The sequence below is a fragment of the Paenibacillus sp. IHB B 3084 genome (assembly GCF_001447315.1).
Taxonomy (GTDB): domain Bacteria; phylum Bacillota; class Bacilli; order Paenibacillales; family Paenibacillaceae; genus Paenibacillus.
This window is the reverse complement of record NZ_CP013203.1, coordinates 4,752,083-4,777,616: the sequence shown is the minus strand read 5'-3', so window position 1 is coordinate 4,777,616 and position 25,534 is coordinate 4,752,083. Positions and strand designations below refer to the sequence as shown.

The following is a 25,534-nucleotide window of genomic DNA, read 5'->3' as shown; positions in this document are numbered from 1 at the left end:
TCTAATCGTATATTCATGCCATATCTTCCTCTTTCACCAGAACCTCTCGTTCTATTTTGCTAAACACCTGATGCGTCATCCACATCACGAGATAACCGATAATACTGGCTCCGGCAAAAGTCAGAATTCCTGGGTACAAGCCTAGAATCAATGTAAAAAGCGCGACAATCGCAACAAAAAGAACAAGTGTATATTGTAAATACGAAAACCCAATCACCACGGACATTCTGATTTTCAACTTGATCCCTTTCCAATCATAATGAGCCAGTAACGGGAAAATGTACGCCAAGGAGATGAGATACAAAAAGGCTCCAATAAGCGTCACTACGCGAACATACCAGGACGAGACATTGACGATATCCACGTAGAGCACGTAGCCCACGAGGCTGTAAATTGCTCCAATGATCGCGGCTTCTTTAAAGCTTTCTCTAAAGTAACGTACAAACGTGGAGAAAATGGCGACCTCCTCATTCCCCCGAATCCATTGCCTTAAAATGCTGAGCATAGCGACAGTTGCAGGTCCCACGCCTATAAATCCCAAGCCCAGGATCGTCGCAACCGTCCACAGCAAATTAAGGTAAACCAGCCGGAGCAGGCGCATGCACCATTTGTTCATGTTTTCTACAAACCGTACCATTCCGCATCCTTCCCGTCGTCATTAGTAAACGCCGTCTTCACCAAATTTCTTGGCCAGTCGATTGGAGCCCATGATCAGAATTAATCCCACCACGCCTTTAAAAAGTCCTACCGTCGTACTAAAACTCAACTGTCCATTCTTTAAGCCCGCTGTATAAATGTAGGTATCAAAGATTTCAGCAACCTCGCGGTTTAGTGAGTTCAATAGCAGATACATATGCTCAAAGCCCAAATCCAGCGTGCTACCAATTTTCAAAATTAACAACGTAATAATGACTGGGCGAATTGCAGGCAAGGTAACATGCCATGTTTTTCGGAGACGTCCGGCACCGTCCATTTCTGCTGCCTCATACAGTTGCGTATCCACGACCGTAATCGCCGAAAGATAAATGATGGTAGACCAGCCAAGTTCCTTCCAGATCACTTGCCCCATATAAACGGTACGCAACCATTCCGGGGAAGTTAAGAAGCTGATCTTCTCACCGCCTAGCGCAGCAATCATTTCATTCAGTACCCCGCCGTCTACGGTTAAAAATACATAAGAAATCGAAACAATGATGACCCATGACATAAAGTGCGGGATGTAGATAATCGTTTGGATGATATTTTTAAACACACGCTTCCTGACCTCATTCAGCATCAATGCCAAAATGATCGGTAATGGAAAGAAAATCACAATGTTGAGCGCAAACAAAACCAGGGTGTTACGTAATAGCATGAAAAACGTGGGCTCGGTAAATAAACGAATGAAATGCTTCATTCCTACCCACGGGCTGCCCGTGATTCCCAGAAAGGCTTGATAATCCTGAAACGCAATGACCAAGCCGCCCATAGGGAAATACTTAAAAATAATGAAGTACACTAGCCCGGGTAAAACCATCAGATACAGCAACTTATGTTTTTGCATACGTAAAAGATTTTCCGTCGTTCTGTTGTTCTTTTTCTTTTTCATATTCGGTTTCATGTTCGGTGCGGGGACACTTGAAACTTTCATTAGCTCGACCTCCTTCAAACGTTCCTGTATACGTTTTCAAGAGTACGTGATTTTTGGCGTTACGCATATAATCATCAAATGGTAGCGTTTACAAAACCTTATATACCGCCTATTTCCCGGCTTTTCATCTTACCTAATGATTACTACACAACCTAATGATTACCCTCTTTTTTCCATGCTTAGGAGAACACCTCAAGATTTGATTATATACGGAATTCCGCCCTCTTGATACAGTCTACATGTAAACGATTACGAGGAGGTCAAACACTTGGCGCAAAAATCGCTAAAAAAAGAATCGCTGGGCAGTCGTATTTTTACCATCGTAAATAGTACATTATTAATTCTCATTGCCCTCACTTGTCTCTTGCCTTTTCTGAATATCATCGCCAGCTCTTTTGCCTCAACCCAAGAAGTGGTAGCTAAAAAATTCATTTTGTTCCCTGTCACTTTTTCCCTGGATGCATATCGGTATATCCTGTCGACCCCAACGATTTTCAGAGGACTAGGGGTTTCGATCGGAGTGACTGTCGTCGGTACCGTGGTGAGTATGATCTTTACTGCTTTTATGGCGTACGGATTATCCCGCAGATATCTGCTTGGCCGAAATACGATTAACTTCATTGTCGTGTTTTCCATGTTGTTTAGCGGGGGGATGATTCCAACTTTCCTGGTTGTAAAAAGCATGGGGCTTATCAATTCGTATTGGTCTTTGATCCTTCCCGTGGCCATTAATGCATTTAACCTGATTATTATGCGTAACTTTTTTCAGGCGCTACCGGATGATCTGGAGGAATCGGCCAAGATGGATGGGTGCAACGATTTTGGCATCTTCTTTAAAATTATGCTTCCGTTAGCGATGCCTTCAATTGCAACCATTTCACTTTTCTACGCGGTGGCCTACTGGAATACGTATATGCATGCCATTCTCTATATTAATGATTCCGCCAAATGGCCTATTCAGGTCTTGCTTCGCCAAATTGTAATCGTTTCCAGTGGTATGCAGGCAGAAGGAACCTCTGTGGATGTCATCCCACCTGCGCAGACGATTAAGATGGCGGTCATTGTGGTTGCAACCGTTCCTATGCTAATCGTGTATCCATTTGTGCAAAAACACTTTGTCAAAGGAGCATTATTAGGGGCGGTAAAAGGATAAACTGCCCCTTGATTGCTAGTGAAGTTCAATTTAATTCGCTTGCTTCATCTTACGGTATGCTCCGGGCGTGACCTGCTCCTTCTTCCGAAACGAGCGGATAAAGTTCTGCGGATTATGATATTGCAATCGCTCGGCGATTTCTTTAATCGTCATATCCGTCTCAATGAGCCACTTTTTGCCCATTTGCAGCCGGTAGCCCATTAGATATTCGCTGAACGTCGTACCGTATTCTTTTTTGAAAATACTGCTTAAATAATTGGGATTGTAATGAAGACGGTCCCCAATGAGCTCCAGTGACAATTCCTGGTCATATTCAGCCCGGATCATGGCGGCAATTTTCTCGGAGAGACAGCGGAATTGCTGGTTTGTCTTCTCCTTCATGCTTTTTACCATAGGGGAAATGACTTGCTCCACCAGCATACGCTCGATCTCTTCCGGATTACGAATGTCCAGCAGCCGATGGTACAACGCATGATTGTTCTGCGTCAGCAGCACTTCAATCCCTAGCAGCTGTTCCAATTGAATGAGGTTATTCACAAACCGCACCAACAGCACCTCAAAGTTCATGGAATGATTGTTCTTTGTCATTATTTCAGTCAATAAGGAATGTACGGTAAGTCGTACTTGCTCTTCATCTCCTATTCGAATGGCGTCAAACAGCTGCGATTCCATTTCCGTCGGATAATGAAGCAGCACCGGGCCTGAAATGACTGTGGAAATGTCTTCATAAAATATAATGGATTCTTTGCCTAAATTTAAACGGTGGTGCAAGGCTTGCTTACTCATCTCACAGGCTTCCTTGCTTTCTAACAAATTGTCATACGATTTACTAATGCCGATACTGACGGATACATTCAAATACTCTTTTACGGTTCGAATCAAAAGGGTGGCATCATCCAGCACTTGCTTGTTTATTTCCTGTTCATTCTTTCCTGTAAACATTAAAATGGTCGCCTGGATGTCATCGTTCAAAATGATGGGAAGCATTCGCTGCTGCTCTGGAATGGTTTCTTCTACGATTTTGTTAATAGCCAGCAGTAAAACGTCCTTATCCGAGGGCTCCCGATCTCCCAGATTATCCAGTTGAATCAACAGGGTAATATACATTTGGTTCTCCAGTTGCGGATAGCCCAAACGTGGCATTTTTCGTGCCAATTCCTCTGTTGAAATACGCCTGCGAAACAGGTTAAGGATCAATTGGGTTTCAAGCTGTGGCATTTCGGACTGAATGAGGCTTTCCAGGCTTTCCTTTTCCGTTACAATGCTGTCAATGGAATCAATAATCCAGTCAATTTCATTTTTGGAAGGCTCATTTTTGAACGAAAAATTAGGATTTTTAGGCAGGCTGCGTTTAATTTGCTGGAATGGCTTTGTAAAATAGACGGCTATGATATACGCCACCACCACAATCAAGAACGTAAGTACAAGTACCATCGTGATGATCCCGAATTTGGTCGTTTGGAATGCATTCGAAATCTCCTTTTTATCTAATATCGTTAAATACGTCCAGTTGTTATAAGCAGACTTGGCATAAATGACCTGCTGAGCAGGCTGATGCTTCGTTTTTTCCAGTGTCAACATGCCTGAATTGTCGGGTGTAGCCGTAGCCTCTGAAATGTGCTGAAGCTGCCGGGTGGTCAATAATTGGTCGACAGGCTCTGTTTCGTACATTAAATCGCCTTGTTTATTCAGAATAAAAACGGCCGTGTGATCCTCTGCTTGAATTGTACGATTTAACGTTTGCAACGAAATATCCGACAGCGCAATGGCTTGCTTCTTTTTGGAGAATACAGGCAAAGTATTTACAAAGCGGATTCCCTTGCCTGTTTTAATCCAGAATAGCCCCTTATCCTGATGGTCGATATAGGTTTTAAATAGCTTCTCCCGTTCTGTTTTCGTCAAATAGGACAGGCTTCCATTGGATATTTTCCAATTCTGATCCAGGCTAATCAGTGAGTATTCCGTTCCTTCTAATCCCATCGTAGCAATATAATTGAGTTGCGAATTCACATTCCGATACGCTACAAAATCTTTTTCTGTAATGGGATGTTTTACGACTTCATCAAATGAACTGGTCGTACTATACGTATTAAAAGCATATTCAATCGTTTGGATTTTCTGCTCCAGACTGTTTTTGATCTGCGTCATGTAGCTTTGTTTACTGTTGGAAACTCTTTCCACAACTGAGCTAATTGTTGTAAAATAGATGTAGCTGCCGAAGCTGGCCACTAACCCTATTCCCAAAACCAGAATCGTAATAAAAATGGTGTAGAACATCCTTCCTTTTTTCATTGCGCTCCCCCTTTGGTTCTTTGCATCACACCAAAATTATAGCGCTTTCATAACAAGGTTTAAATCATTTTTTTCACGTGTGCATTTATTTAAAAAACAAACCTGGAGCTTAAGCCCACTCTTCAAGCAGAAATGTTAAATACCAATACGTCCGTCCCATCCCGTTTTATGTACATCTGGATTAGCTTGCAGAATTCAAAAAAGGAATTTGGAGGTCACTTATGTTACACGTTATTAGTTATAAAGAACAGATTGTAAAAGAAGAATTTCCAGTAGACACTTCCTTTCTCTCCCTCTATCCAGCAGCGGCCCACGAAGCTCGCCCTTTTATATTGGTACTGCCTGGCGGTGGCTATGAGCACCTGGCACAACATGAAGGAGAACCAATCGCCCGGTGGTTGAATGATCTAGGCATTCATGCAGGGGTGCTACATTATCAAGTTGGGGATTTTGAGGTCGATTCCTTGTTGGAGGATGTAGAATTCGCCTTAAAGTGGATTCGCCAAACACCCAAAGACTGGCAAGTAATTCCGGAGCAAGTCGGTCTGATTGGATTTTCAGCAGGCGGGCACTTGGCCTCCATCGTCGCCACCAAAGGAACAGAAAAACCCGATCTTCTGCTGTTGGGCTACCCCGTGATTACGTTTCATGATGCTTATACACATATCGGAAGCCGCACTCATTTTTTAGGTGAACAGCCGACACAGGACCAGCTTCACGCCTTTTCATCCGATCGACAAGTGACTTCACAGACCCCTCCAACTTTTATTTGGACAACAGCCAATGACGCCACTGTTCCGGTCGAAAACAGCTTGTTGCTGGCTTCCGCATTATCCAGAGCAGGCATTTCATTTGAGCTGCATGTATTTGAGGAAGGGCGACATGGCTTGGGGCTGGCTGAGGATAACCGCGAGTGCCAGCAATGGCTCACTCTTGCGGAAAAGTGGCTCCAAAAACATAGCTATGTTACGGAAGGACAGGGGATCACATCCAGGCTGTTTATCGCTGGTGATTCCACGGCTGCCCAAAAAGGAGCTACCGAAAAACCGATGACAGGCTGGGGCGAACACTTGCAGAGTTATTTTGACTCGTCTATTCAAGTGGACAATCGTGCGGTTAATGGACGAAGCACCAAATCTTTTATAGCGGAAGGTCGATTGGCTCATATTGAAAAGGATTTTCGAGCCGGCGATTATCTGTTTATTCAATTTGGGCACAACGATGAGAAGAAGGAAGATCCCACCCGCTATACCGATCCTGACGGGGACTATCGTCAAAACTTAATTCAATGTATCGAGTCTGCTCGGGAGCGTGGTGGAATTCCAGTGCTGTTGACCTCTGTAAGCCGCCGCCGCTTTACTACAGATGGAGAACCTGATCCGCTTGCTGTGGGAGCCTATCCCGCAGCCATGAGACGAGTAGCAGAGGAAACCCGGACACCGCTGCTCGATATTTTTGAAGCTTCTCAGCAGCTTTATCGGGCCATGGGAGAAGAAGGGTCCAAGCAGCTATTTATGCATTTGCCTGAAAAAGCACATCCGAATTACCCCGCTGGCGTAACAGATAATACTCATTTTTCTGATGAAGGAGCGCGTCAGATCGCCAAGTTGGTCGCTGAGGCAATTAGCAAATGTACGGAATTGCACGCCTTAAAGCAGCTCATGCGCATGGAAGGAACGAATCAAGACAGCGGTGAAAGGCATTTACACCATCTTGTAAACTGACACACATAGAACAAGAAGATAAAAGGATGAAGAACGGACTTGGGGCTGAATACTCCGATGTCCGTTTTTTATTGTTTATTTTCGGCTCATATGATGTAAAAGCTTTACATGATGCATCCCGATAAAATGCTATTTCGATATTGTGGTTTTCAACAGGAGGTATGGAATGTGAAAATACAGAAAAACAAAGATGATCCCCGGGTAAAAAAAACGCGCCAATTGCTCAAAGACGCTTTTATTTCTCTCGTTCAAGAAAAAGATTTTGAATTCATCACCATACGCGATATTACAGAGAAAGCCACCGTTAATAGAGCGACCTTTTATGCGCATTTTACTGATAAATATGAAATCCTCGAAGCTACTATCACGGGAACACTAATGACCTCCATAGCAGACGGAATCAGCGGGCGAACCTTGTTAAATGCCGAAACGATACATGTATCTTCCTGGCTTTGTGTGATTTTCATAAGGACCTGAGCACGCTTTGCCAGAAAAGTTACCAGTCGCTGGGCACTGTATTGGAAGTTCAAATTAAGCAGCAGATTCAAGCTATTTTATTTTCCCTGCTGGTTGAAGATCAGATACTTACCAGCCGGAATGAACAGTTAAAAAACACAGCCACCATTATGATAAGCTGGGGGACGTAGAACAAACGATGCCTTTAGTCATGAACGGGGCTAGAGAGTTACTGGAAGGGTAAGGAATTGACAAGGTATTACATAATCCAGCAATTAAACCGATAATATTGTTATACGAGATGAAATAAGCAAATCCCCCAACCGATGGGGCACACAAAGAGGTTACACTACATATGTCCAAAAAATTTTTACCTATTCTTTTACTTTCATTAGCGTTATCTGCGTGTGGTCAAGGAAATTCAAATTCAGATGTCGCTACCACCAGTACTGCCGAATCAAAGGAAACAAGTACTCCCGTAGTAACTACAGCAGCCGACTCTCTTCAATTTAAAACCTATAACGGGGAGGGGTTTTCATTCGATTATCCTTCAACCTGGAACGAATATGATGTCAGCAATTACAACCAACCTACTATTAAAGCTTCTTTTGTTGATCCAGCCCCCAAGGTTCAGTTTGCCGACAATATCAACATTACTGTTCAGGACGGGGTTACAACGTCCAAAGTAGCAGCGGACTCTGCAGTTGCATATTACAAACAAGATACCACCAACATGAAAGATTTTAAAACCAAGGGATATGAAAGTAGTCCAAATTTTAATAATACCGCAGGAATTTTGGAAGTTGAGTACACTCAGCCCCAATCTGGAGTAGCTGTGGTGCTGACACAATACATTGTTCCACAGAATCAAAAGCTTTACACTGTGTCCTTGTCTCTTTCCAAAGATTCATATTATAGCATTGGTAAAGAAACGGTCGATCAGATGGTAAACTCTCTGAAAATAGATGCTGTTTCTCAAGCAAACGCCCCTGCTTCTTCGGTAACACAAAATACGAAAACAGCGGATGCCATGTCTAATATCATTCCTAATCTGGTTGAAAATGAAAGCCTTGATGAAAAAACTTATCAATACATTGTCGAGCATCATGAGCTGTTCCCGGCTGTAACACCTGCAACAAAAAATGCCGCTAAAGCCGCTGTGGATTCAAAAATTACAACACGCCATCTGTTTAAAAACATTACACCTTATTTGAATAAAATGGTGAAGGTAAGTGGACAGGTAGTTCAGGTACAAGAAGAGGAAACAGACATTGGAACCATTGCTAATGTGCATATTATGGATGACAATGGAAACTCCATCATCGGCATATATATGGGATCTACCGGAGACATTCTTGACGGTGATCGTGTTACTCTAAGAGGAGTGCCCTCATTATCTTATTCTTTTCAGAATGTGGGCGGCGGTACAACCCTCGCCATTATGTTGACTGTATCTACAATTCAAAAGAACTAATGATAAAGTTCCTTCGAGTTTTTTCGGAGGAACTTTTTATATAGAGTTAAATTCATAGTAACTACAGAAGAAATCCCATAATGCATTAGGAGGAATTTATATGAATACTAAAAAAATGTTATTAACAACGGCATTGTCATTGGGACTTCTTGGCAGTATTATCGTCCCTAGCGCATCTGCAGCAGAAAGTAATACATATAGTCATGTTCAAACCAGCAACTTCCGCCTTCTGGGTGTGGGTCCTTCTCCCGAAATTACACCCATTGTAGAAGTTAACAGCGTATACTACAGAACTGCTAAGTTGCCGAGAAATTACTCCTATGCGTTGTCTAATTACCCAGGAGATACTTATAAAGTGGCAAGTGGAAATGTAACAGTCTCCACTTCTGGCTTGCTACAAACCTATTCTGCAACAAATGGAAGAGTTGAAATCTACGGCGGTACCGGTAAATTAAGAATGGTATACACCATTAAGGTGTCCTAAGTATGTAGTAAGAGTGACTTCGGAACGTGAAGTTAACAATTAGCATGAAAATGATGACTTGCTGATGAGTTTCTTAGGCGCTTTAAGCAGTTTCATAAACATAGAGGAGAAGCACTGCCGTAATAGGGGGCAGTGCTTCTTTCTGATATTTAGAAAAGAACTCATATCGGCAATTTTAACAACGAAACCCTGAAGAGCCCTCTATATTTTTCCATAGGGAACTCTTCATTGCACTTAATGTTGCTTTACTATTTCCCTTTATATCTACAAACAACAAAAAACCCTTGCTAGGCAAGGGTTTTTGAGGAAATGGGCCCTGAGGGACTCGAACCCCCGACCAATCGGTTATGAGCCGACCGCTCTAACCAACTGAGCTAAGGGCCCTCAAAAAAATATGTATATTCACGCTACATTTACATAAAACAGCAGCGTTAATTAATATACAACATTTTCTTGTGTTTCGTCAATAGTTTTCCGAAAATTTTTCTTTTTTAATTTATTTTTATGAATCTAGGGAATAAACCTGACGCCATAACGTCCTTTGCGCGAGCGGTACACCTCCACTGCGCGGGGATCGTTGTAGCCGTACATCCAGCCATCGTGCTCCAGCCTTTTTGCCAGACATCCTGCCTGAAATTTGGTCGTGTACAGTCTGCCGTAGTAAATCCAATACATCCGAACTCCCTCTTTTCACATGATGGTAGGAGTTAGTGTAACCGGATCGAATTCGATTTACACAGCCTGAGTTATAACAATCTACAACGGTTAGCAACGAGTATGAGTCGCTTTAATAAACGGCGCCGTTGCACTCAATATGCTGAGCCTTATTTGCCAAAGGAGGCCGGGTCCTGACGCCAGGAACGCAGCAGTTCCATCTCTTCTTCCTGAATCGTCCCTTCACGCAAGGCAACGTCCATCAGGGCCGTGTAGTTGGACAAGCTTTGCAGCTTCACCCCTGCTTCTGCAAAGGCTTGAGTCGCTTTATCAAGCTGATAGCTGAAAATAGCGAGTACAGCTAACGGCTGGGCGCCTGCTTGCTCTACGGCCTGCGCTGCTTTGATGGAGCTGCCGCCAGTCGAGATGAGATCCTCGATAACAATAACCTTTTGTCCCTCACTAATCCGGCCTTCGATTTGGTTCTCTTTGCCGTGTCCTTTGGCTTTGTCTCTTACATATGCCATCGGCAGATTAAGCTTTTGCGCCACCCAGGCAGCATGAGGAATCCCCGCTGTAGCCGTGCCTGCAATGACTTCGGTTTCAGGGTATTGCTCACGGATCACAGCAGCGAACGAATCAGCAATCAGCTCGCGCACCTCCGGGTAGGACATGGTCAGGCGATTGTCACAGTAGATAGGCGATTTAATGCCGGATGTCCATGTAAAAGGCTGCTGCGGACGCAGCGCTACCGCCTGAATACGTAACAGATGGGATGCAATTTGCTCGGGTATATTATTTAATGTAGTCATACTTGGATCATCTCCTCAATAATGTGTTCCGCTGCGGCACGTGGGTCTGCTGCGGCCGTGATGGGCCGTCCAACGACGATGTAGCTGCTGCCTTGGGCGATGGCTTGTCCGGGTGTCACTACACGTGACTGGTCACCTGTAGCGCTTCCTGCCGGACGTATACCGGGGGTAATTGCCTTGAAGTCCGGCCCGCATACAGCGCGGATCGCAGGCACTTCCAATGGGGATGCCACTACTCCGTCCAGTCCCGCCTCACGGGTCAGTTGTGCGTATCGAACGACCACATCCTGTACTGTACCGGGAATGCCTATCTCCTTATTCATGGTTGTCTGGTCCGTACTGGTCAACTGTGTAACTGCTATAATGAGTGGCATGGCAAGTGAACTGTCTGCCAAAACAGCGGCTTCGGCCCCAGCCTTGGCGGCTGCCATCATATTTCGCCCTCCGGCAGCATGTACGTTGAACATATCCACACCCAGGCGGGTGATGCTCTCCGCACCTCCCCGTACGGTGTTGGGAATATCATGCATTTTCAAATCCAGAAATACGGAGTATCCTCTCGTCTTTAGCTGCTCTACAAAAGCTGGCCCTGCGCTATAAAACAACTGCATGCCTACTTTTATATAACAGGGAATACCTTCCAGCTGTTGTATGAGCCGCTCCGCCTGCTGCGCATCCGGATAATCTAACGCGACCATCAGCTGTCCTGCCATCTGCTGAAATGCTTCGTTCACCGTCCTGCATCCCCTTTTCACGTCAATTCGGGTAATTTTCCCGTGATAAAGGACATCCGTCAGCCGAAGCTGATGAATGTCCTTTCCTGTACTACTTATTTTTCATCCTCTATTCGTATCGCGTTAGTGGCTCAGAACCGGCATGGATTCGGATGTAAAGTTAATCGTCTCCAGCATTCTCAGCAAAGCGCGTACAGTATCCAGCGAGGTCATGCAGACGATGCCGTTCTCAACCGCTTCACGGCGGATGCGGAATCCGTCACGCTCTGGCGTTTTCCCCTTGGTCAGCGTATTGAAGACGAAGTTGGCTTCACCCGTGCGGATCATATCCAAGATGTTCGGGGTTCCCTCGCTCAGCTTGTTGATCGTCTTCACTGGAATGTTAGCCTGCTCCAGCGCAGCCGCCGTTCCACCTGTTGCAATAATTTTGTAGCCCAGTCTGTAAAAGCCCTGCATCAACTCGACTGCTTCTTCTTTGTCCTTATCCGCCACCGTGATGATGATCGCTCCGGTAGATGGGATTTTCATACCAGCACCTACGAGTCCTTTGTACAGCGCTTTGGCGTACTGAATGTCGCGTCCCATCACTTCACCCGTCGATTTCATTTCCGGCCCCAGGGTCGGCTCTACACGGCGCAGCTTGGCAAAAGAGAATACCGGAACCTTGACCGAGACATAATTACTTTCAGGCCATAGCCCTTCTGTATAGCCCGCATCCTTGAGCTTGCCGCCCAAAATGGCCTGTGTCGCCAGATTCGCCATCGGGATATTCGTGACTTTGCTCAGGAAAGGAACCGTCCGCGAGGAACGCGGGTTGACCTCAATCACATACACCTCATCTTTATGAATGACGAACTGGATGTTCACCAGGCCAATCGTTTTCAATTCCTTGGCGATGCTGATCGTGATTTCCACGATTTTTTGCTTCAGCTCGTCGGACAAGTGCTGCGGCGGATACACCGCGATAGAGTCACCTGAGTGAACCCCAGCCCGTTCCACATGCTCCATAATGCCCGGCACCAGTACCGTATCGCCGTCACAGATGGCGTCAACCTCAACTTCTTTGCCCAGCATGTAACGGTCGATCAGCACCGGGTGTTCAGGGTTGATTTTAACGGCTTCTTCCATGTAGCGCAGCAATTCCGAATCGGAGTATACAATCTCCATCGCCCGTCCGCCGAGGACGTAGGATGGACGCACCAGCACCGGGTAGCCCAGCGCCTGCGCAGTTCCTACCGCTTCATCTACCGAGATGACCGTGTTGCCTTTAGGCTGTGCAATAGCCAGACGTGACAGCAGCCGCTCAAACTTTTTCCTATCTTCCGCTTCGTCGATACTTTCCAGACTCGTACCCAAAATGTTCACGCCTGCCGCACTAAGCGGAGCTGCGAGATTAATGGCCGTTTGACCGCCGAACTGGACGATAACGCCAATCGGTTTTTCCTGCTCGATGACATTCATAACATCCTCGAAGAAAAGCGGCTCAAAGTAGAGACGGTCGGATGTGTTAAAGTCCGTAGATACCGTTTCTGGGTTGTTATTGATAATTACTGCTTCGTAGCCTGCTTTTTGAATGGCCCATACCGCATGTACGGTGGAGTAATCAAATTCAATCCCTTGCCCGATCCGAATCGGCCCGGAGCCGAGTACGATGACTTTCTCTTTATTGGATGGAATCACTTCGTTTTCCACCTCATAAGAGGAGTAGTAGTACGGCGTTGTAGCTTCAAACTCGGCTGCGCATGTATCTACCATTTTATAGACAGGACGCAGGTTGTGACTCAGGCGGAACTCACGTACCTCGCGCTCGGTTGTCATGCTGCCACCCGGTTGGCCCAGACTGCGAACCTCGGCGATGGAGCGGTCCGTAAAGCCATTACGTTTGGCCTGATAGAGTCTTTCGTAGGTCAGTTCGGATTCTTCAGCCATTTTGGCTTCGAACTTGACGATGCCCTCTACCTTGTCAAGGAACCACCAGTCAATTTTCGTTAAATCCTGAATTTCCTGCTGCTCCCAGCCACGACGGAATGCCTCAGCTACCAGGAACAAGCGCTCATCATCTGCTTTAATCAGGCGCTCCGTGAGCACCTCATCCGACAGTTGATCGGCCCCCTTAAGATGCAGACGATGTACACCGATTTCCAGCGACCGTACCGCTTTGTGGATGGACTCTTCGAACGTGCGTCCGATAGCCATCACTTCGCCAGTTGCTTTCATTTGCGTGCCCAGCTTGCGGTTGGCAGAAATGAATTTATCGAACGGCCAGCGCGGTATTTTGCTCACGATGTAATCCAGAGTAGGCTCAAAGCAAGCATACGTTTGTCCCGTTACCGGGTTCACGATTTCATCCAGCGTGTAGCCCAGCGCAATTTTGGCAGCCATTTTGGCAATTGGATATCCAGTCGCCTTGGAAGCCAGCGCTGAGGAACGACTCACCCGCGGATTTACTTCAATGACATAGTATTGATAGCTGTGTGGATCAAGTGCAAACTGCACATTACATCCGCCTTCAATGTTGAGAGCACGGATAATTTTCAGGGAAGCGGAGCGTAACATCTGGTACTCGCGATCTGACAGCGTCTGACTCGGCGCTACAACGATACTGTCGCCAGTATGTACGCCGACCGGATCAAAGTTTTCCATATTGCAGACAACGATACAGTTATCATTGCCGTCACGCATGACCTCATACTCGACTTCCTTCATGCCTGCGATGCTTTTTTCCACCAGACATTGTCCAATTGGACTGTAACGCAAGCCAGAGCTTACCGTCTCACGCAGTTCTTCTTCGTTTACACAGATCCCGCCGCCTGTTCCACCCAGCGTATAAGCCGGGCGAACGATAATCGGATAACCGATTTCGTTAGCAAAATCCAGCGATTCCTCTAACGTTGTAACAATGACACTCTCAGGTACAGGCTGTTCCAGCTCACGCATCAAATCGCGGAACAAGTCACGGTCTTCGGCTTTTTCAATCGAAGTCAGCTGTGTTCCCAGCAGCTTGACGTTTTCACGCTCCAGTACTCCGGCACGAGCCAGCTCCACCGCCATATTCAGTCCTGTTTGTCCTCCCAGTGTAGGAAGCAGGCCATCCGGACGCTCTTGACGGATAATTTGTGTTACAAAATCAAGTGTAATCGGCTCGATGTATACTTTGTCCGCCATGTTCGTGTCTGTCATGATGGTTGCCGGGTTACTGTTGATCAGCACTACCTCGACGCCTTCTTCTTTGAGCGCTTGACAAGCTTGTGTACCAGCGTAGTCGAATTCCGCAGCCTGACCAATCACGATAGGGCCGGAACCAATTACGAGTATTTTTTTATGTTCTGTATTTTTCGGCATATTAGCGCTCTCCTCTCACTGCGGCGGCGATAGCAGCCTGACGCGGTTGCTTTGGATGATTTCTTTTGTGCTCACGGATCATGTCCAGAAAGCGGTCAAACAAGTAGCCATTATCGTAAGGTCCAGGCGCAGCCTCCGGATGATATTGCACCGAAAACGCGGGATACTTGGTATGCTTAAGACCTTCAATCGTTTTATCGTTGTTATTAATATGCGTCACTTCAAGCTCGGTTCCTTCGATCGAACCCTCATTCACGGTATAGCCGTGATTTTGTGAAGTAATGAAGCAGCGTCCACTCTCCAGTTCCTTCACCGGATGGTTACCGCCGCGATGACCGAATTTCAGTTTCTCCGTATCCGCTCCCGAAGCTAAGGCAAACAGCTGGTGTCCCAGGCAAATTCCGAAGATCGGATATTCCCCTAGCAGTTCAGCCACCGTGCGTACGGCATGCGGTACGTCTTTGGGGTCTCCAGGGCCGTTGGACAACTGAATTCCGTCCGGGTCCAAGCGACGAATTTCCTCTGCCGTTGTATCATGTGGAACAACAACCACATCACAATCCCGTTTATTCAGCTCGCGCAAGATACCGCTCTTAGCACCATAGTCAATCAGTACGATCCGCTCCCCGTTGCCAGGGCTGCTATACGGATGAGGTGTAGAGGTCAATGGAACCTGATTACGCAGTTCTTCAATCGTCAGGTCAGCCATCATTTCTTTCAGTTCCTCCACAGGCTGAGTGCCTGTCGTCAAAATGCCCTTCATCGTGCCGTGATGGCGAATAATCCGGGTAAGCATGCGGGTGTCGATGTCGCTAATGCCAATGATGCCATATTCCTTCAGCAAATCGTCCACGCTGTATTGGGCACGCCAGTTGCTTGGCACCGGCTCGTAACGTCGAACGGCAAAGCCATGCACATAAGGCCGTACCGACTCGAAGTCATCCCGAGTAATTCCGTAATTGCCAATCAGCGGGTAAGTCATCGTTACGATTTGTCCGCAATAAGAGGGATCAGTCAGTACCTCCTGGTAGCCTGTAATCCCTGTGTTGAAAACGACCTCGCCTGTTTTTTCACCGTCCGCACCAAATGCTGTGCCTGTAAACAGCGTGCCGTCCTGAAGCAACAATCTTGCCTGCATCCCGTCTCACTCCTCTGTATGATTTCCTGCTATAAGGTTCTATTATTTTAGTGGTTTGTATTTATTTCACTTCGTCAGCAGACCATACCAGTCTGCCGTCTACCCAAGTTTTCACTGGCCAGCCTTTAAGTTTCCAGCCTGTAAAAGGAGTGTTCCGTCCTTTGCTGGCAAATGTTTGCGGATCAACGGCCTGCTCCTGCTCCAGATCAATCATGGTCAGGTCGGCGGGGGCTCCTTCTTCCAAGCGCCCTGTGTCGAGGCGGAAGACACGCGCCGGGTCAGTCGTCATGCGCCGTACCAGAAAGTCCAGCGTCCATTGTCCGGTAGCTACAAATTTCGTGTACAGCAGCGGAAAAGCTGTTTCAAAGCCAACGATACCGAAAGGTGCTAGTTCCAAGCCTTTTGCCTTCTCTTCTTCGCTGTGTGCCGCATGGTCGGTTACGATGATGTCGATCGTACCGTCCTCCAGTCCCTCGATGCAGGCCTGCACATCACGCGGGGAGCGCAGCGGAGGATTCATTTTCCAATTCGCATCCAGCCCCGGAATGTCTTCATCCGACAATACCAGATGGTGTGGACATACCTCAGCCGTTACCTTGATGCCAAAAGATTTCGCGTGGCGGATCAACCGCACAGACTGCTCCGTGCTGACATGGCATACATGATAGTGTGCCCCGGTTGCCTCGGATAGTAAAATGTCCCGTCCGACGTGAATCGCTTCAGATTCGTTCGGAATGCCTTTAAGTCCGTGACGCTTGGCAAATTCGCCGTCTGTCACCGCCGCTCCTTCAACAAGCGTGTTATCTTCGCAGTGAGCAATAACCGGCATATCCAGCGCTTTGGCCCGCGCCATGGCGTCCTTCATCATTTGCGCGCTTTGCACCCCGACACCGTCGTCAGTAAAGCCGATTGCGCCTGCTGCTTTGAGCGCTTCAAAGTCCGTCAGCTCGCGGCCCAACTCGTTTTTCGTAATGGCTGCGTAAGGAAGTACCTTGGCAAGCCCGGCGTCCTGGCCCTTTTTCAGTACCAGTTGAACCGTATCCGCATTGTCTGTCACCGGGCGTGTGTTCGGCATGCAGGCAATCGTCGTAAATCCGCCTTTCACCGCCGCGCGGCTGCCCGTTTCAATCGTTTCTTTATATTCAAAGCCAGGTTCTCTCAGATGCACATGCATGTCGATCAAACCGGGAATCACCAGCTTGCCTTGGGCGTCGATTTTTTCGACTTGGCTCTCCTGCTCGGATGCCCCTTCTTCCACGAGTAGACTAACTCCAGCGTCCGCATTTACGATTGCTAGGATTTTTCCATCCGCGATCAGAATAGATTTCAGTTCAGCTTCGCCCTGTTCGTTCAATACGCTTGCGTTCATAATTAATTGGTTCATGTAAAAAGTTCCTCCGCTCAGGTTTTCTGCAACTTTTGCCGCTGCTTGTTATGCTTTGCTTTAACCGTTACCAATGCTAGTTCCGCGATCCTGCGGGACAGCTTCTACAGCTTCATTGCCCGTTCCATAACCGCCATGCGGATTGGAACCCCGTTTGCCATCTGCGGGAAAATCCGTGATTGTTCGCTTTCCACGACTGCACTGTCGATTTCCACATTCCGGTTTACTGGAGCCGGATGCATAATGATCGTTCCGGGTTTAAGATTGGCTGCTCTTTGCTCTGTCAAGCCGTACTGCTCGCGATACTCATCCGCTGAGCGCAGCATTCCTTCGGCGTGTCGTTCCAACTGTACCCGAAGCATCATAACTACGTCTGCCTGCAATGCCTCTTGCATCGGTACATAAGGCGCGTGCGCCGCAAGATCAGATGCCTGCATATTGTCCGGCGCGCAGAAGCTAACCTGGGCTCCAAATTTTTGCAAGGCCCACAGATTCGATCGAGCCACACGGCTGTGCAGAATGTCTCCAATGATGGATACTCGCAAGCCTTTTAGCTCGCCGAAAGTCTTACGCATCGTGTACAGATCCAGCAACGCCTGCGTTGGATGCTCGTTGTTGCCATCACCAGCATTTACCAGTGGGACACTGACCTTCTCAGCAAGCTCTTGCAGCACTCCGGCTGGCTTCAGCCGAATGACTCCTGCGTCGATGCCCATCGATTCAAGCGTGCGCACCGTGTCGTAGATGGATTCCCCTTTTTCTACACTGGAGGCCGCAGCGGAAAAGTTCAAAACCTGAGCGCCTAAGCGTTTTTCCGCCATTTCAAAAGAAAAGCGGGTGCGGGTGCTGTTTTCAAAAAACATGTTAGCCGCAAAGCGTGATTGTAGCACTGGAACCAGCTTTTCCGGCTGTGATTCCCAATAATGAGCGCGATCCAGAATGGACTCGATTTCATTTCGGCTAAGTTCTTTTAATCCGAGCAGGCTGCGTTCTCTAAGTTGACTGGTTGTTGTAATCATGCCTGTTCCCCCCGGTTCTGATTGATCGTCACTTCGTCCTTACCGTCCGTCTCCTGAAGCGCAACTACGATTTCCTCGGATTTGGAGGTCGGGATGTTCTTGCCGATGTAATCCGGACGAATCGGAAGCTCACGGTGTCCGCGATCTGCCAGCACCGCCAGCTGGATCATTTGCGGTCGTCCGCAGTGCATCAATGCGTCCATCGCCGCGCGAATAGTACGGCCTGTGTACAGCACATCGTCGAAGAGAATGACTTTCTTATCATGAACCGATACGTCAGTGGGATTCATCAAAAGCTCTTTTCCATTTCCCTTGGCTTCGGCATTGTTCCCCCGGTCATCGCGGTAAGCTGTGACATCCAGCTCCCCCCATGGAATCGGAGCGCCCTCAATTTCAGCGATTTTTGCAGCGAGACGCTGCGCCAGATGAACCCCTCGCGTTCGAATGCCTACCAGCACACAATTGTCAATACCTTTATTTTTTTCCAAAATTTCATGTGCAATCCGTGTCAAAGCCCGGCGAATCGCAATTTCATCCATCAGTACATGTATCTCATTACTCATGCTTCCAGCCTCCTCAGGTTATGTTCCCTTCAGACCTGGTCCCGTGTTCGGATACAAAAAAGACTCCTTGCCCAAGTTTGGCAAGGAGTCTCGTATGAACAGTCTTTCACCGTTCTCCGATCTCTCGGATACACTGAAGACATACCGCCGCAGCGGATGCACTGATCAGTGATCCATTCACGTTACCTTGCCAGCCTCACGGGACTGATTTAAAGGTGCTATTCAGGATTTTCTTTATCCAGCTTCTCATAGTGAAAGATGGCAAGCCATCTTTTGGACAAAGTTCATCGCAACTACAAGAAGTATGACAGATTGAAAATCACGTGTCAACACCTGTTCAACCGGAGCCACCGGAAGCACTTAAATAATTATACATCTTTACTGTATAATTATCCATAGTTGTTTTTACATACACCTTGCCCAATAACAAAAAATAACCGCCCATAGGCGGTTATGCTTAATCATTATTCAGGTTTGTGAATACGAATGCAATTTGTGATGGTTTACCGACTGCGTAAAGATGCCAATACATCTTCCATATCGGGAGGAATCGGTCTACTGAACTCCATGTACTCTCCAGTGGTGGGATGCTTAAAGCCCAATACTGCGGCATGTAGAGCCTGACCGTCCATATGGATCCCTTTGCTACGTCCATACATCGGATCACCGACCAACGGGTGCCCAATAAATTTCATGTGCACACGGATTTGATGCGTACGCCCTGTTTCCAGTTGAAGTTCCAGCAAGGTGTAATCTCCCAAACGCTCAATCACGAGAAAATGGGTAACTGCATGCTTGCTGTTGCGCTCTGTCACAGTGAACAATTTGCGGTCCCCCGAATCACGCCCGATGGGAGCATCTACTGTTCCCTGATCATGACTTAGATGGCCGTGAACCAGCGCTATATATTTGCGAGTGACACTGTGGTCCTTGAGCTGCGCTGCGAGCGAGGCGTGAGCCTGATCATTTTTGGCCGCCATCAGCAGTCCTGATGTATCCTTATCAATACGATGGACGATACCAGGACGCAATTCTCCGTTAATGCCGGAAAGATCATGACAGTGGTACATGAGCGCGTTGACCAAAGTTCCCGAAGAGTGTCCTGGTGCAGGATGTACAACCAGACCACGTTGCTTGTTAATGACAATGACGTCCGAATCCTCGTAAACAACATCCAGCGGAATATTTTCCGGTACAATATCTACACTCTCCGGCTCAGGTACGGATAATGAAATTCGGTCACCTTCAGCCAGCTTGTAATTCGCCTTGATCGCTGTCCCATTCACCAGCACCCGACCGTTCCCGATCCACAATTGAATCTGGGAACGCGACACATCCTTCATTTCTTCGGCGATATATTTGTCTATACGTGTTTTGGCATCCCCGGATTCCGCTGTCCATTCCAGAGATTCACCCTCCAGTTCGTCCTCATAAGACAAACCTGTGGCTCCGCCGTTTTCGTTTACTTCTTTCATGCTATGACTTCCCTTCAATGCTATCACTGCCATTACCTTTGTTCCGACGCGATTCCAGCAATGTATCCAAAATAATCAGTGCTACACCAATGACAATCGCCGAATCTGCCACATTAAAAATCGGAAACGTATAGCTTCCAAAATTGAATTGAGCAAAATCAACCACTTCCCCTGAAATAGCCCGATCCAAAAAGTTACCGACCGCGCCTCCAAGTACCAAACTTAATGCAACTGGAAGCAATTTCTGCCCGGCCTTAACCGTTTTCCGCAAATACCATATGATACCGATCACCACCACAATCGTAATCACGATAAACAGCCAACGCTGGCCTTCCAAAATCCCAAAAGCGGCTCCCCGGTTACGATGGGACGTGATTAGAAAGAAATTGCCGATGACGGGTATCTGCTCGTACAATTCCATGCGCGTAGCCACCAAATATTTGACTCCCTGATCAATCAAAAAAATAATTAGCGCAATACCAAAATAAATCACAGTCCTTCGTCACTCCGATCTGCTTATATCCGTTGTCGAACCCATTTATTGTAGCATAAGCCTTCTCAGATCGTCCACGAATCCCGCGAGCTATCGGTACTGGATTACGAATGAAATCAACTCCAGCGCATTTGATCAGAATTTCCTATGTAAAAGAGGTCTTCCCGGTGCAAACTACAAGGAGCATAACCGACATAGCGCACGCGCAGGTTTAACCTAGAATAAGGAGAGGATTCCATGTCCCCATTGACGGAGCAACAATTGCAGGGATTGCGTAACGAACTGCTGGAACGTAAAAAAGAGATTGAGCATCGTTTGCAGGACAACGATCATTATGGACTTAGTGATTCCCAACGCGATCAGACTGGCGAGCTTTCCCCTATTGATAATCATCCGGGTGATTTGGCTACCGAAACGTATGAGCGAGCCAAGGACATTTCCCTGTTGGAGCATGACGAATTTCAATTAGAACGTATCGAATCAGCCTTGCTGGCAATGGATAAGGGAACCTATGGCATTTGTGCAGCTAGCGGCAAACCGATTCCTTATGAGCGTCTGCTGGCTGTTCCCTATACCATTTACTGTAAAGAATACAGCCCTGAAACGGAAGTATCTAATCGACGCCCGGTCGAAGAAGAATTTCTGGCTCCTGCATTCGGCAGAACAAGTCTCGATGAGCGTGATGATCAAAATGGCTTTGATGGTGAAGATGCCTGGCAAATTGTTGAAAGCTGGGGTACATCGAATACACCAGCCATGGCTGAAAGTGGAGAAATTCATAGCTACGACGATATGGAAATTGAGGCCAACGATGATAATATGGGCTTCGTAGAGCCTTACGAAAGTTTTGTAGCCACAGACATATATGGAAAAAATGTATCGGTTGTCCGCAGTTCCATTTATCAGCGTTATCTGGATGATGGCGAGGGCGAAGGTTTGCTGGAGCCGGATACGCACGAAGACGAATAGTTAAATCAAATCCTAACAGGCAACGAGTACCTAATAGGTGTTTAGCTCCAATTGCCGCTGCACAATCCGTACAATATCAGCAATATAATCACCGATGATCGGCAAATTCAGCGCTCCCAATACTTGCAGCACATAAATAATGGTCGCCGCGAAAAAAGTAAAACCAAGCGCGATACCGAGCCCCCGGGACAGACCTGATATAAAGTTTAGCCAGAGCAGTCGCCAAGGCTTGTTAAGCAACAGGGCATAGTCAGCAATGCGCGTGCGTTCCAACTGCTGCGCCACAGAACGCACCAGCTTTTCCACACGGCTTAGCTGGTCAGCCTGATCACCTGCTGTACCTAGATCTGTGACTACAGCCCCCGTACTTCCTCTATTCATGCCTTGGCGGCTTCTCACCTGTCTGCGCCTTGATCGTGCTGTCATGCACAATCCCCCTTTTCCCGTGCTGCCCTAAAAGCAGCAAACGAGCCGAAGCAAGTAACGGAGATCATCCATCCGTTTCCAATGCTTAGGCTCGTTTTTATATGCTGCCTGTTATTGTATTATGGGACAGGGGTCTTGTAATTATTCCCCAATATGCACGCCGATGGTTTTACCGTTCACTTCAACGCGTTCCACAGGCTCGGCTTGGCCAAATGTCACCGTGGTTACCAATACGTTCTCACGCAACACCGAATCGAAGTTTTCGATCGCCTGACGCAACTCACTATCTACATCCAGCGTCAGTGCGACATGCTTTTCAATTGGCAGATCCAGCTTTTTACGGTAGTCCTGCACCGCACGAACAACCTCACGTACCCAACCCTCTTGCTCCAGCTCAGGCGTAATGTCCGTGTTCAACGCTACTGTTAAACCGTAGCCGGAAGCGGAAGCAAAGCCTTCCTTCGCTTTTTTCTCCACCAGCAATTCCTCGGCTGTAACCTGTAACTCTTCCCCTTCTGGAGAAGCCACGTTCAGCACTCCTTTTTCTACAACCGAACGAGTGTCCTCCGCAGACATTCCTTTGAAAAAGTTTTGCAGGAAGCCGACATTTTTGCCGTATTTCTTGCCCGCTACCTTCAAATTCAGCTTCAGTGTGAAGTCTACAAAGCCACTGTCGTCCGTTTCAACATGAATATGTTTCACATTGATCTCATCCTTGATGATTTCCTCATAACCACTCAGCTCAAAATCCTGATCCATGGACAAAATCAATTCAGACAACGGCTGACGCGTTTTCAGTCCCGTTTCGTTACGGACGTTGCGCGCCAGTTCTACTACGCGGCGAGCCGTCTCCATGTCACGTTCCAGTTCCAGATCAATCAGGTCATCATTGGCAGTCGGATAATCATCCAGATGAACGCTTTCCCCGTTGCTCAGGTTTAGGTAAATATCCTCAGCCAGCATCGGCGTGAACGGCGCAAGCAGCTTCGCTGTCGTCAATAACACCTCAGTCAGTGTGCGGTACGCATCCAATTTATCTTCTGTAAGGCCATGGCCCCAGAATCGGTCGCGCGAACGGCGGATATACCAGTTGCTCAGTTCATCCACGAACGACTCAATCGCTTTGGACGAATTCAGGAAGTCGTTCACTGTCAGCGCTTTGTCCACCACCAGAATCAAGCTGTTGAGGCGGGACAAAATCCAGCGATCCAGCTTGTGTGCTGATGGCTTGAACGGATGCTGTGCCGGATCAAACCCGTCGATATCCGCATACAAGGTCAGGAAAGCATGTGTATTTACGAGCGTATCTACCAGCTTCGATTTGGCTTCGCCTACAATGCCTTTGGAAAAACGTTTGCTATTCCACGGTGCACTATCGGACAACAAAGCCCAACGGAAAGCATCTGTACCGTACTCGTCAATCACTTCCCACGGATCAATCACATTTCCCTTGGATTTAGACATTTTCTGTCCCTGCTCATCCAGTACGTGGCCTGTCGCCATAACTGCTTTATAAGGGGCTTTGCCTGTCAGCATGGTGGAAACAGCAAGCAAGCTGTAGAACCAGCCACGAGTCTGGTCAATACCTTCACAGATCATGTCTGCCGGGAATTGCTGCTCGAATGTTTCATTATTTTCAAACGGATAATGATGTTGGGCAAAAGGCATGGAGCCGCTGTCGAACCATACGTCGATCACTTCCGGTGTACGGGTCATTTCGTATTTACCGCATGTACTGCGAACCTTGATTTCATCTACATATGGCTTGTGCAGCTCAATGTCGGCTGGTACGTCACCAATCGCACGTTCCCGTAGTTCAGCAATACTATGCGGAGCGAACTGCTCTCCGGTTTCTTCACAAACCCAGATATTCAGCGGTGTGCCCCAATAGCGATCACGGCTGATGTTCCAGTCCACCAATTCCTCCAAAAACTTGCCGAAGCGTCCTTCGCGTATATGACCCGGATACCATTCAACTTCGTTATTGTTGGCAATCAGTTGATCCTTGATGGCAGTTGTTTTGATAAACCAGCTATCCATGGCATAGTACAATAGCGGAGTATCACAGCGCCAGCAGAACGGATAACTATGCTCGTATTTTTCCTTGCTGTACAGCAAGCCTTTTTCCGACAGCATTTTAACAATATCCACATCACAGTCCTTTACAAAACGGCCTGCAAAATCAGTGATTTCCTCTACGTAGTTACCTTGGAGATCCACCACATTGATGAATCCAACGCCGTTTTCACGACATACCCGGTAATCATCTTCACCATGCGCAGGAGCCATATGAACGATACCTGTACCGCTGGAGTCCGTTACGAACTTCGCACCCAGAATCTGATTGCCCTTCTCGACTTGGAAATAAGTAAATGGCGGAGTATACGTTTGACCTACCAGTTCCGAACCCGGCAGCGTGCCAATCACTTCATGATCGCCTTTAATCACATCTTCGACGAGATTTTTGGCAACGATGTATACACCGTCTTCCTGTTTTACACGAGCGTATTCCAGATCAGGATTGACGGCAAGTGCCACGTGACTCGGCAAGGTCCAAGGTGTTGTCGTCCAGGCCAGCACATATTCACCACTGCTATGGAGCTTGAATTTGGCCGTGGCACTCAGGTCTTTTACATCTTTGTAGCCCTGTGCCACTTCATGAGAACTCAACGTTGTTTGACAATCTGGACAATACGGACTTACGCGATGACCGCGATACAGCAGACCCTTTTCGTGAATCGTCGCCAGAATGTTCCACACACTCTCGATATAGTTATTATCCAGCGTAATGTATGGATTATCGAGGTCTGTCCAGTAGCCGATAGCTTCGGTCAGATCACGCCATTGCTGCTCATACTCAAACACGCTGGCTTTACATTTTTTGATAAACTTTTCAACGCCGTATTCCTCAATTTCAGGCTTATGGGAAATGCCCAGTTGCTTCTGTACACCCAATTCTACCGGCAACCCATGGGTATCCCAACCCGCCTTACGTACGACACGATACCCCTTCATCGTCTGGTAACGGCCGACAAAATCCTTAATTACACGGCCCAGCATGTGACCGATATGCGGTTTACCATTAGCTGTTGGCGGACCTTCATAAAATACAAAGTTTGGCTTACCCTCACGATGCGTGATCGTTTTGCGGAACGTGTCCTCCTGCTTCCATTTGCTCAGGATGCGCAGGTCGCGGGACCGTGCCTTTTCTTTGACATCTACTCTGTTCATAAGTCATACTCCCTCTCTGATCATCATTGGTTGGTGTAGCATTCTCTGAAAAAAAGCAACAAAAAAGCCCCGTCCCTGTAA

General features: G+C 47.3%; 21 protein-coding genes, 1 tRNA gene and 1 other annotated feature (1 of these 23 only partly in view). Of the genes, 6 read left to right on the top strand and 16 right to left on the bottom strand.

Going from position 1 to position 25,534, the window contains the following annotated elements; all coding sequences use genetic code 11:
* Positions 1–13: 13 nt before the first annotated feature.
* Together ASL14_RS22360 and ASL14_RS22355 are read right to left on the bottom strand one after the other, a co-directional pair.
* Positions 14–637 (bottom strand): YesL family protein, encoded by a 624-nt coding sequence (locus ASL14_RS22360; protein ID WP_025684614.1) that lies wholly within the window; start codon positions 635–637, stop codon positions 14–16.
* A gap of 21 nt (positions 638–658) precedes the next feature.
* A complete protein-coding gene (locus ASL14_RS22355) occupies positions 659–1,630 on the bottom strand; it encodes an ABC transporter permease (RefSeq protein WP_134913510.1) in 972 nt (323 codons plus the stop codon).
* A gap of 268 nt (positions 1,631–1,898) precedes the next feature.
* Between ASL14_RS22355 and ASL14_RS22350 the strand changes: the two genes are divergently transcribed.
* A complete protein-coding gene (locus ASL14_RS22350; RefSeq protein ID WP_044648420.1) occupies positions 1,899–2,783 on the top strand; it encodes a carbohydrate ABC transporter permease in 885 nt (294 codons plus the stop codon).
* Positions 2,784–2,813: 30 nt separating this feature from the next.
* Here ASL14_RS22350 and ASL14_RS22345 read toward each other — a convergent pair whose 3' ends face one another.
* Positions 2,814–5,075: a helix-turn-helix domain-containing protein gene (locus tag ASL14_RS22345; protein ID WP_134913509.1), complete on the bottom strand. Its 2,262-nt coding sequence runs from the start codon at positions 5,073–5,075 to the stop codon at positions 2,814–2,816.
* A 221-nt stretch (positions 5,076–5,296) separates the two neighbouring features.
* Here ASL14_RS22345 and ASL14_RS22340 point away from each other — a divergent pair, with 221 nt between their 5' ends.
* The 4 genes from ASL14_RS22340 to ASL14_RS22325 all read left to right on the top strand — a co-directional run bounded on the left by ASL14_RS22340 (position 5,297) and on the right by ASL14_RS22325 (position 9,213).
* Positions 5,297–6,799, top strand: a complete 1,503-nt coding sequence (locus ASL14_RS22340; protein ID WP_134913508.1) for a GDSL-type esterase/lipase family protein — start codon at positions 5,297–5,299, stop codon at positions 6,797–6,799.
* Between the two features lie 168 nt (positions 6,800–6,967).
* On the top strand, positions 6,968–7,276 hold the full coding sequence (locus tag ASL14_RS29360) for a TetR/AcrR family transcriptional regulator (RefSeq protein ID WP_335338603.1): 309 nt from the start codon (positions 6,968–6,970) through the stop codon (positions 7,274–7,276).
* A 334-nt stretch (positions 7,277–7,610) separates the two neighbouring features.
* Positions 7,611–8,729, top strand: a complete 1,119-nt coding sequence (locus ASL14_RS22330) for a PsbP-related protein (RefSeq protein WP_134913507.1) — start codon at positions 7,611–7,613, stop codon at positions 8,727–8,729.
* 100 nt (positions 8,730–8,829) lie between these two features.
* On the top strand, positions 8,830–9,213 hold the full coding sequence (locus ASL14_RS22325) for a hypothetical protein (RefSeq protein ID WP_134913506.1): 384 nt from the start codon (positions 8,830–8,832) through the stop codon (positions 9,211–9,213).
* Between the two features lie 310 nt (positions 9,214–9,523).
* Here the strand turns inward: ASL14_RS22325 and ASL14_RS22320 are convergent.
* From ASL14_RS22320 to lspA, 11 genes are all read right to left on the bottom strand, one after another.
* A tRNA-Ile gene (locus tag ASL14_RS22320) sits at positions 9,524–9,597 on the bottom strand.
* 126 nt (positions 9,598–9,723) lie between these two features.
* Positions 9,724–9,888 (bottom strand): hypothetical protein, encoded by a 165-nt coding sequence (locus ASL14_RS27515; protein ID WP_014282411.1) that lies wholly within the window; start codon positions 9,886–9,888, stop codon positions 9,724–9,726.
* 149 nt (positions 9,889–10,037) lie between these two features.
* Positions 10,038–10,679, bottom strand: coding sequence for an orotate phosphoribosyltransferase (gene pyrE / locus ASL14_RS22315; protein ID WP_134913505.1), 642 nt, complete (start codon positions 10,677–10,679; stop codon positions 10,038–10,040).
* Positions 10,676–11,413 carry an orotidine-5'-phosphate decarboxylase gene (pyrF, locus tag ASL14_RS22310; RefSeq protein WP_134913504.1) on the bottom strand — a complete coding sequence of 246 codons (738 nt, stop codon included), beginning with the start codon at positions 11,411–11,413 and terminating at the stop codon, positions 10,676–10,678. The genes pyrE and pyrF overlap by 4 nt, the downstream gene beginning before the upstream one ends.
* 123 nt (positions 11,414–11,536) lie before the next feature.
* On the bottom strand, positions 11,537–14,755 hold the full coding sequence (gene carB, locus ASL14_RS22305) for a carbamoyl-phosphate synthase large subunit (RefSeq protein ID WP_134913503.1): 3,219 nt from the start codon (positions 14,753–14,755) through the stop codon (positions 11,537–11,539).
* A gap of 1 nt (position 14,756) precedes the next feature.
* On the bottom strand, positions 14,757–15,893 hold the full coding sequence (locus tag ASL14_RS22300) for a carbamoyl phosphate synthase small subunit (protein ID WP_044648411.1): 1,137 nt from the start codon (positions 15,891–15,893) through the stop codon (positions 14,757–14,759).
* A gap of 61 nt (positions 15,894–15,954) precedes the next feature.
* Positions 15,955–17,277: a dihydroorotase gene (locus ASL14_RS22295; RefSeq protein ID WP_134913502.1), complete on the bottom strand. Its 1,323-nt coding sequence runs from the start codon at positions 17,275–17,277 to the stop codon at positions 15,955–15,957.
* 104 nt (positions 17,278–17,381) lie between these two features.
* Complete coding sequence (locus ASL14_RS22290; RefSeq protein ID WP_025684627.1) at positions 17,382–18,296, bottom strand: aspartate carbamoyltransferase catalytic subunit; 915 nt, start codon at positions 18,294–18,296, stop codon at positions 17,382–17,384.
* Complete coding sequence (gene pyrR / locus ASL14_RS22285; RefSeq protein WP_134913501.1) at positions 18,293–18,859, bottom strand: bifunctional pyr operon transcriptional regulator/uracil phosphoribosyltransferase PyrR; 567 nt, start codon at positions 18,857–18,859, stop codon at positions 18,293–18,295. The genes ASL14_RS22290 and pyrR overlap by 4 nt, the downstream gene beginning before the upstream one ends.
* A gap of 503 nt (positions 18,860–19,362) precedes the next feature.
* On the bottom strand, positions 19,363–20,334 hold the full coding sequence (locus ASL14_RS22280; protein WP_134913500.1) for an RluA family pseudouridine synthase: 972 nt from the start codon (positions 20,332–20,334) through the stop codon (positions 19,363–19,365).
* A 1-nt stretch (position 20,335) separates the two neighbouring features.
* Positions 20,336–20,827 (bottom strand): signal peptidase II, encoded by a 492-nt coding sequence (gene lspA / locus ASL14_RS22275; protein WP_134913499.1) that lies wholly within the window; start codon positions 20,825–20,827, stop codon positions 20,336–20,338.
* A gap of 237 nt (positions 20,828–21,064) precedes the next feature.
* Between lspA and ASL14_RS22270 the strand changes: the two genes are divergently transcribed.
* Positions 21,065–21,796, top strand: coding sequence for a TraR/DksA C4-type zinc finger protein (locus ASL14_RS22270; RefSeq protein WP_134913498.1), 732 nt, complete (start codon positions 21,065–21,067; stop codon positions 21,794–21,796).
* Between the two features lie 30 nt (positions 21,797–21,826).
* Here the strand turns inward: ASL14_RS22270 and ASL14_RS22265 are convergent, their stop codons facing one another.
* Positions 21,827–22,222 carry a DUF5665 domain-containing protein gene (locus ASL14_RS22265; protein ID WP_420873661.1) on the bottom strand — a complete coding sequence of 132 codons (396 nt, stop codon included), beginning with the start codon at positions 22,220–22,222 and terminating at the stop codon, positions 21,827–21,829.
* Between the two features lie 141 nt (positions 22,223–22,363).
* Entirely contained in the window at positions 22,364–25,453 is a 3,090-nt protein-coding gene (gene ileS, locus ASL14_RS22260; RefSeq protein WP_134913497.1) for an isoleucine--tRNA ligase, read from the bottom strand.
* A 77-nt stretch (positions 25,454–25,530) separates the two neighbouring features.
* Positions 25,531–25,534, bottom strand: a binding site (T-box leader) (it continues 283 nt past the right edge of the window).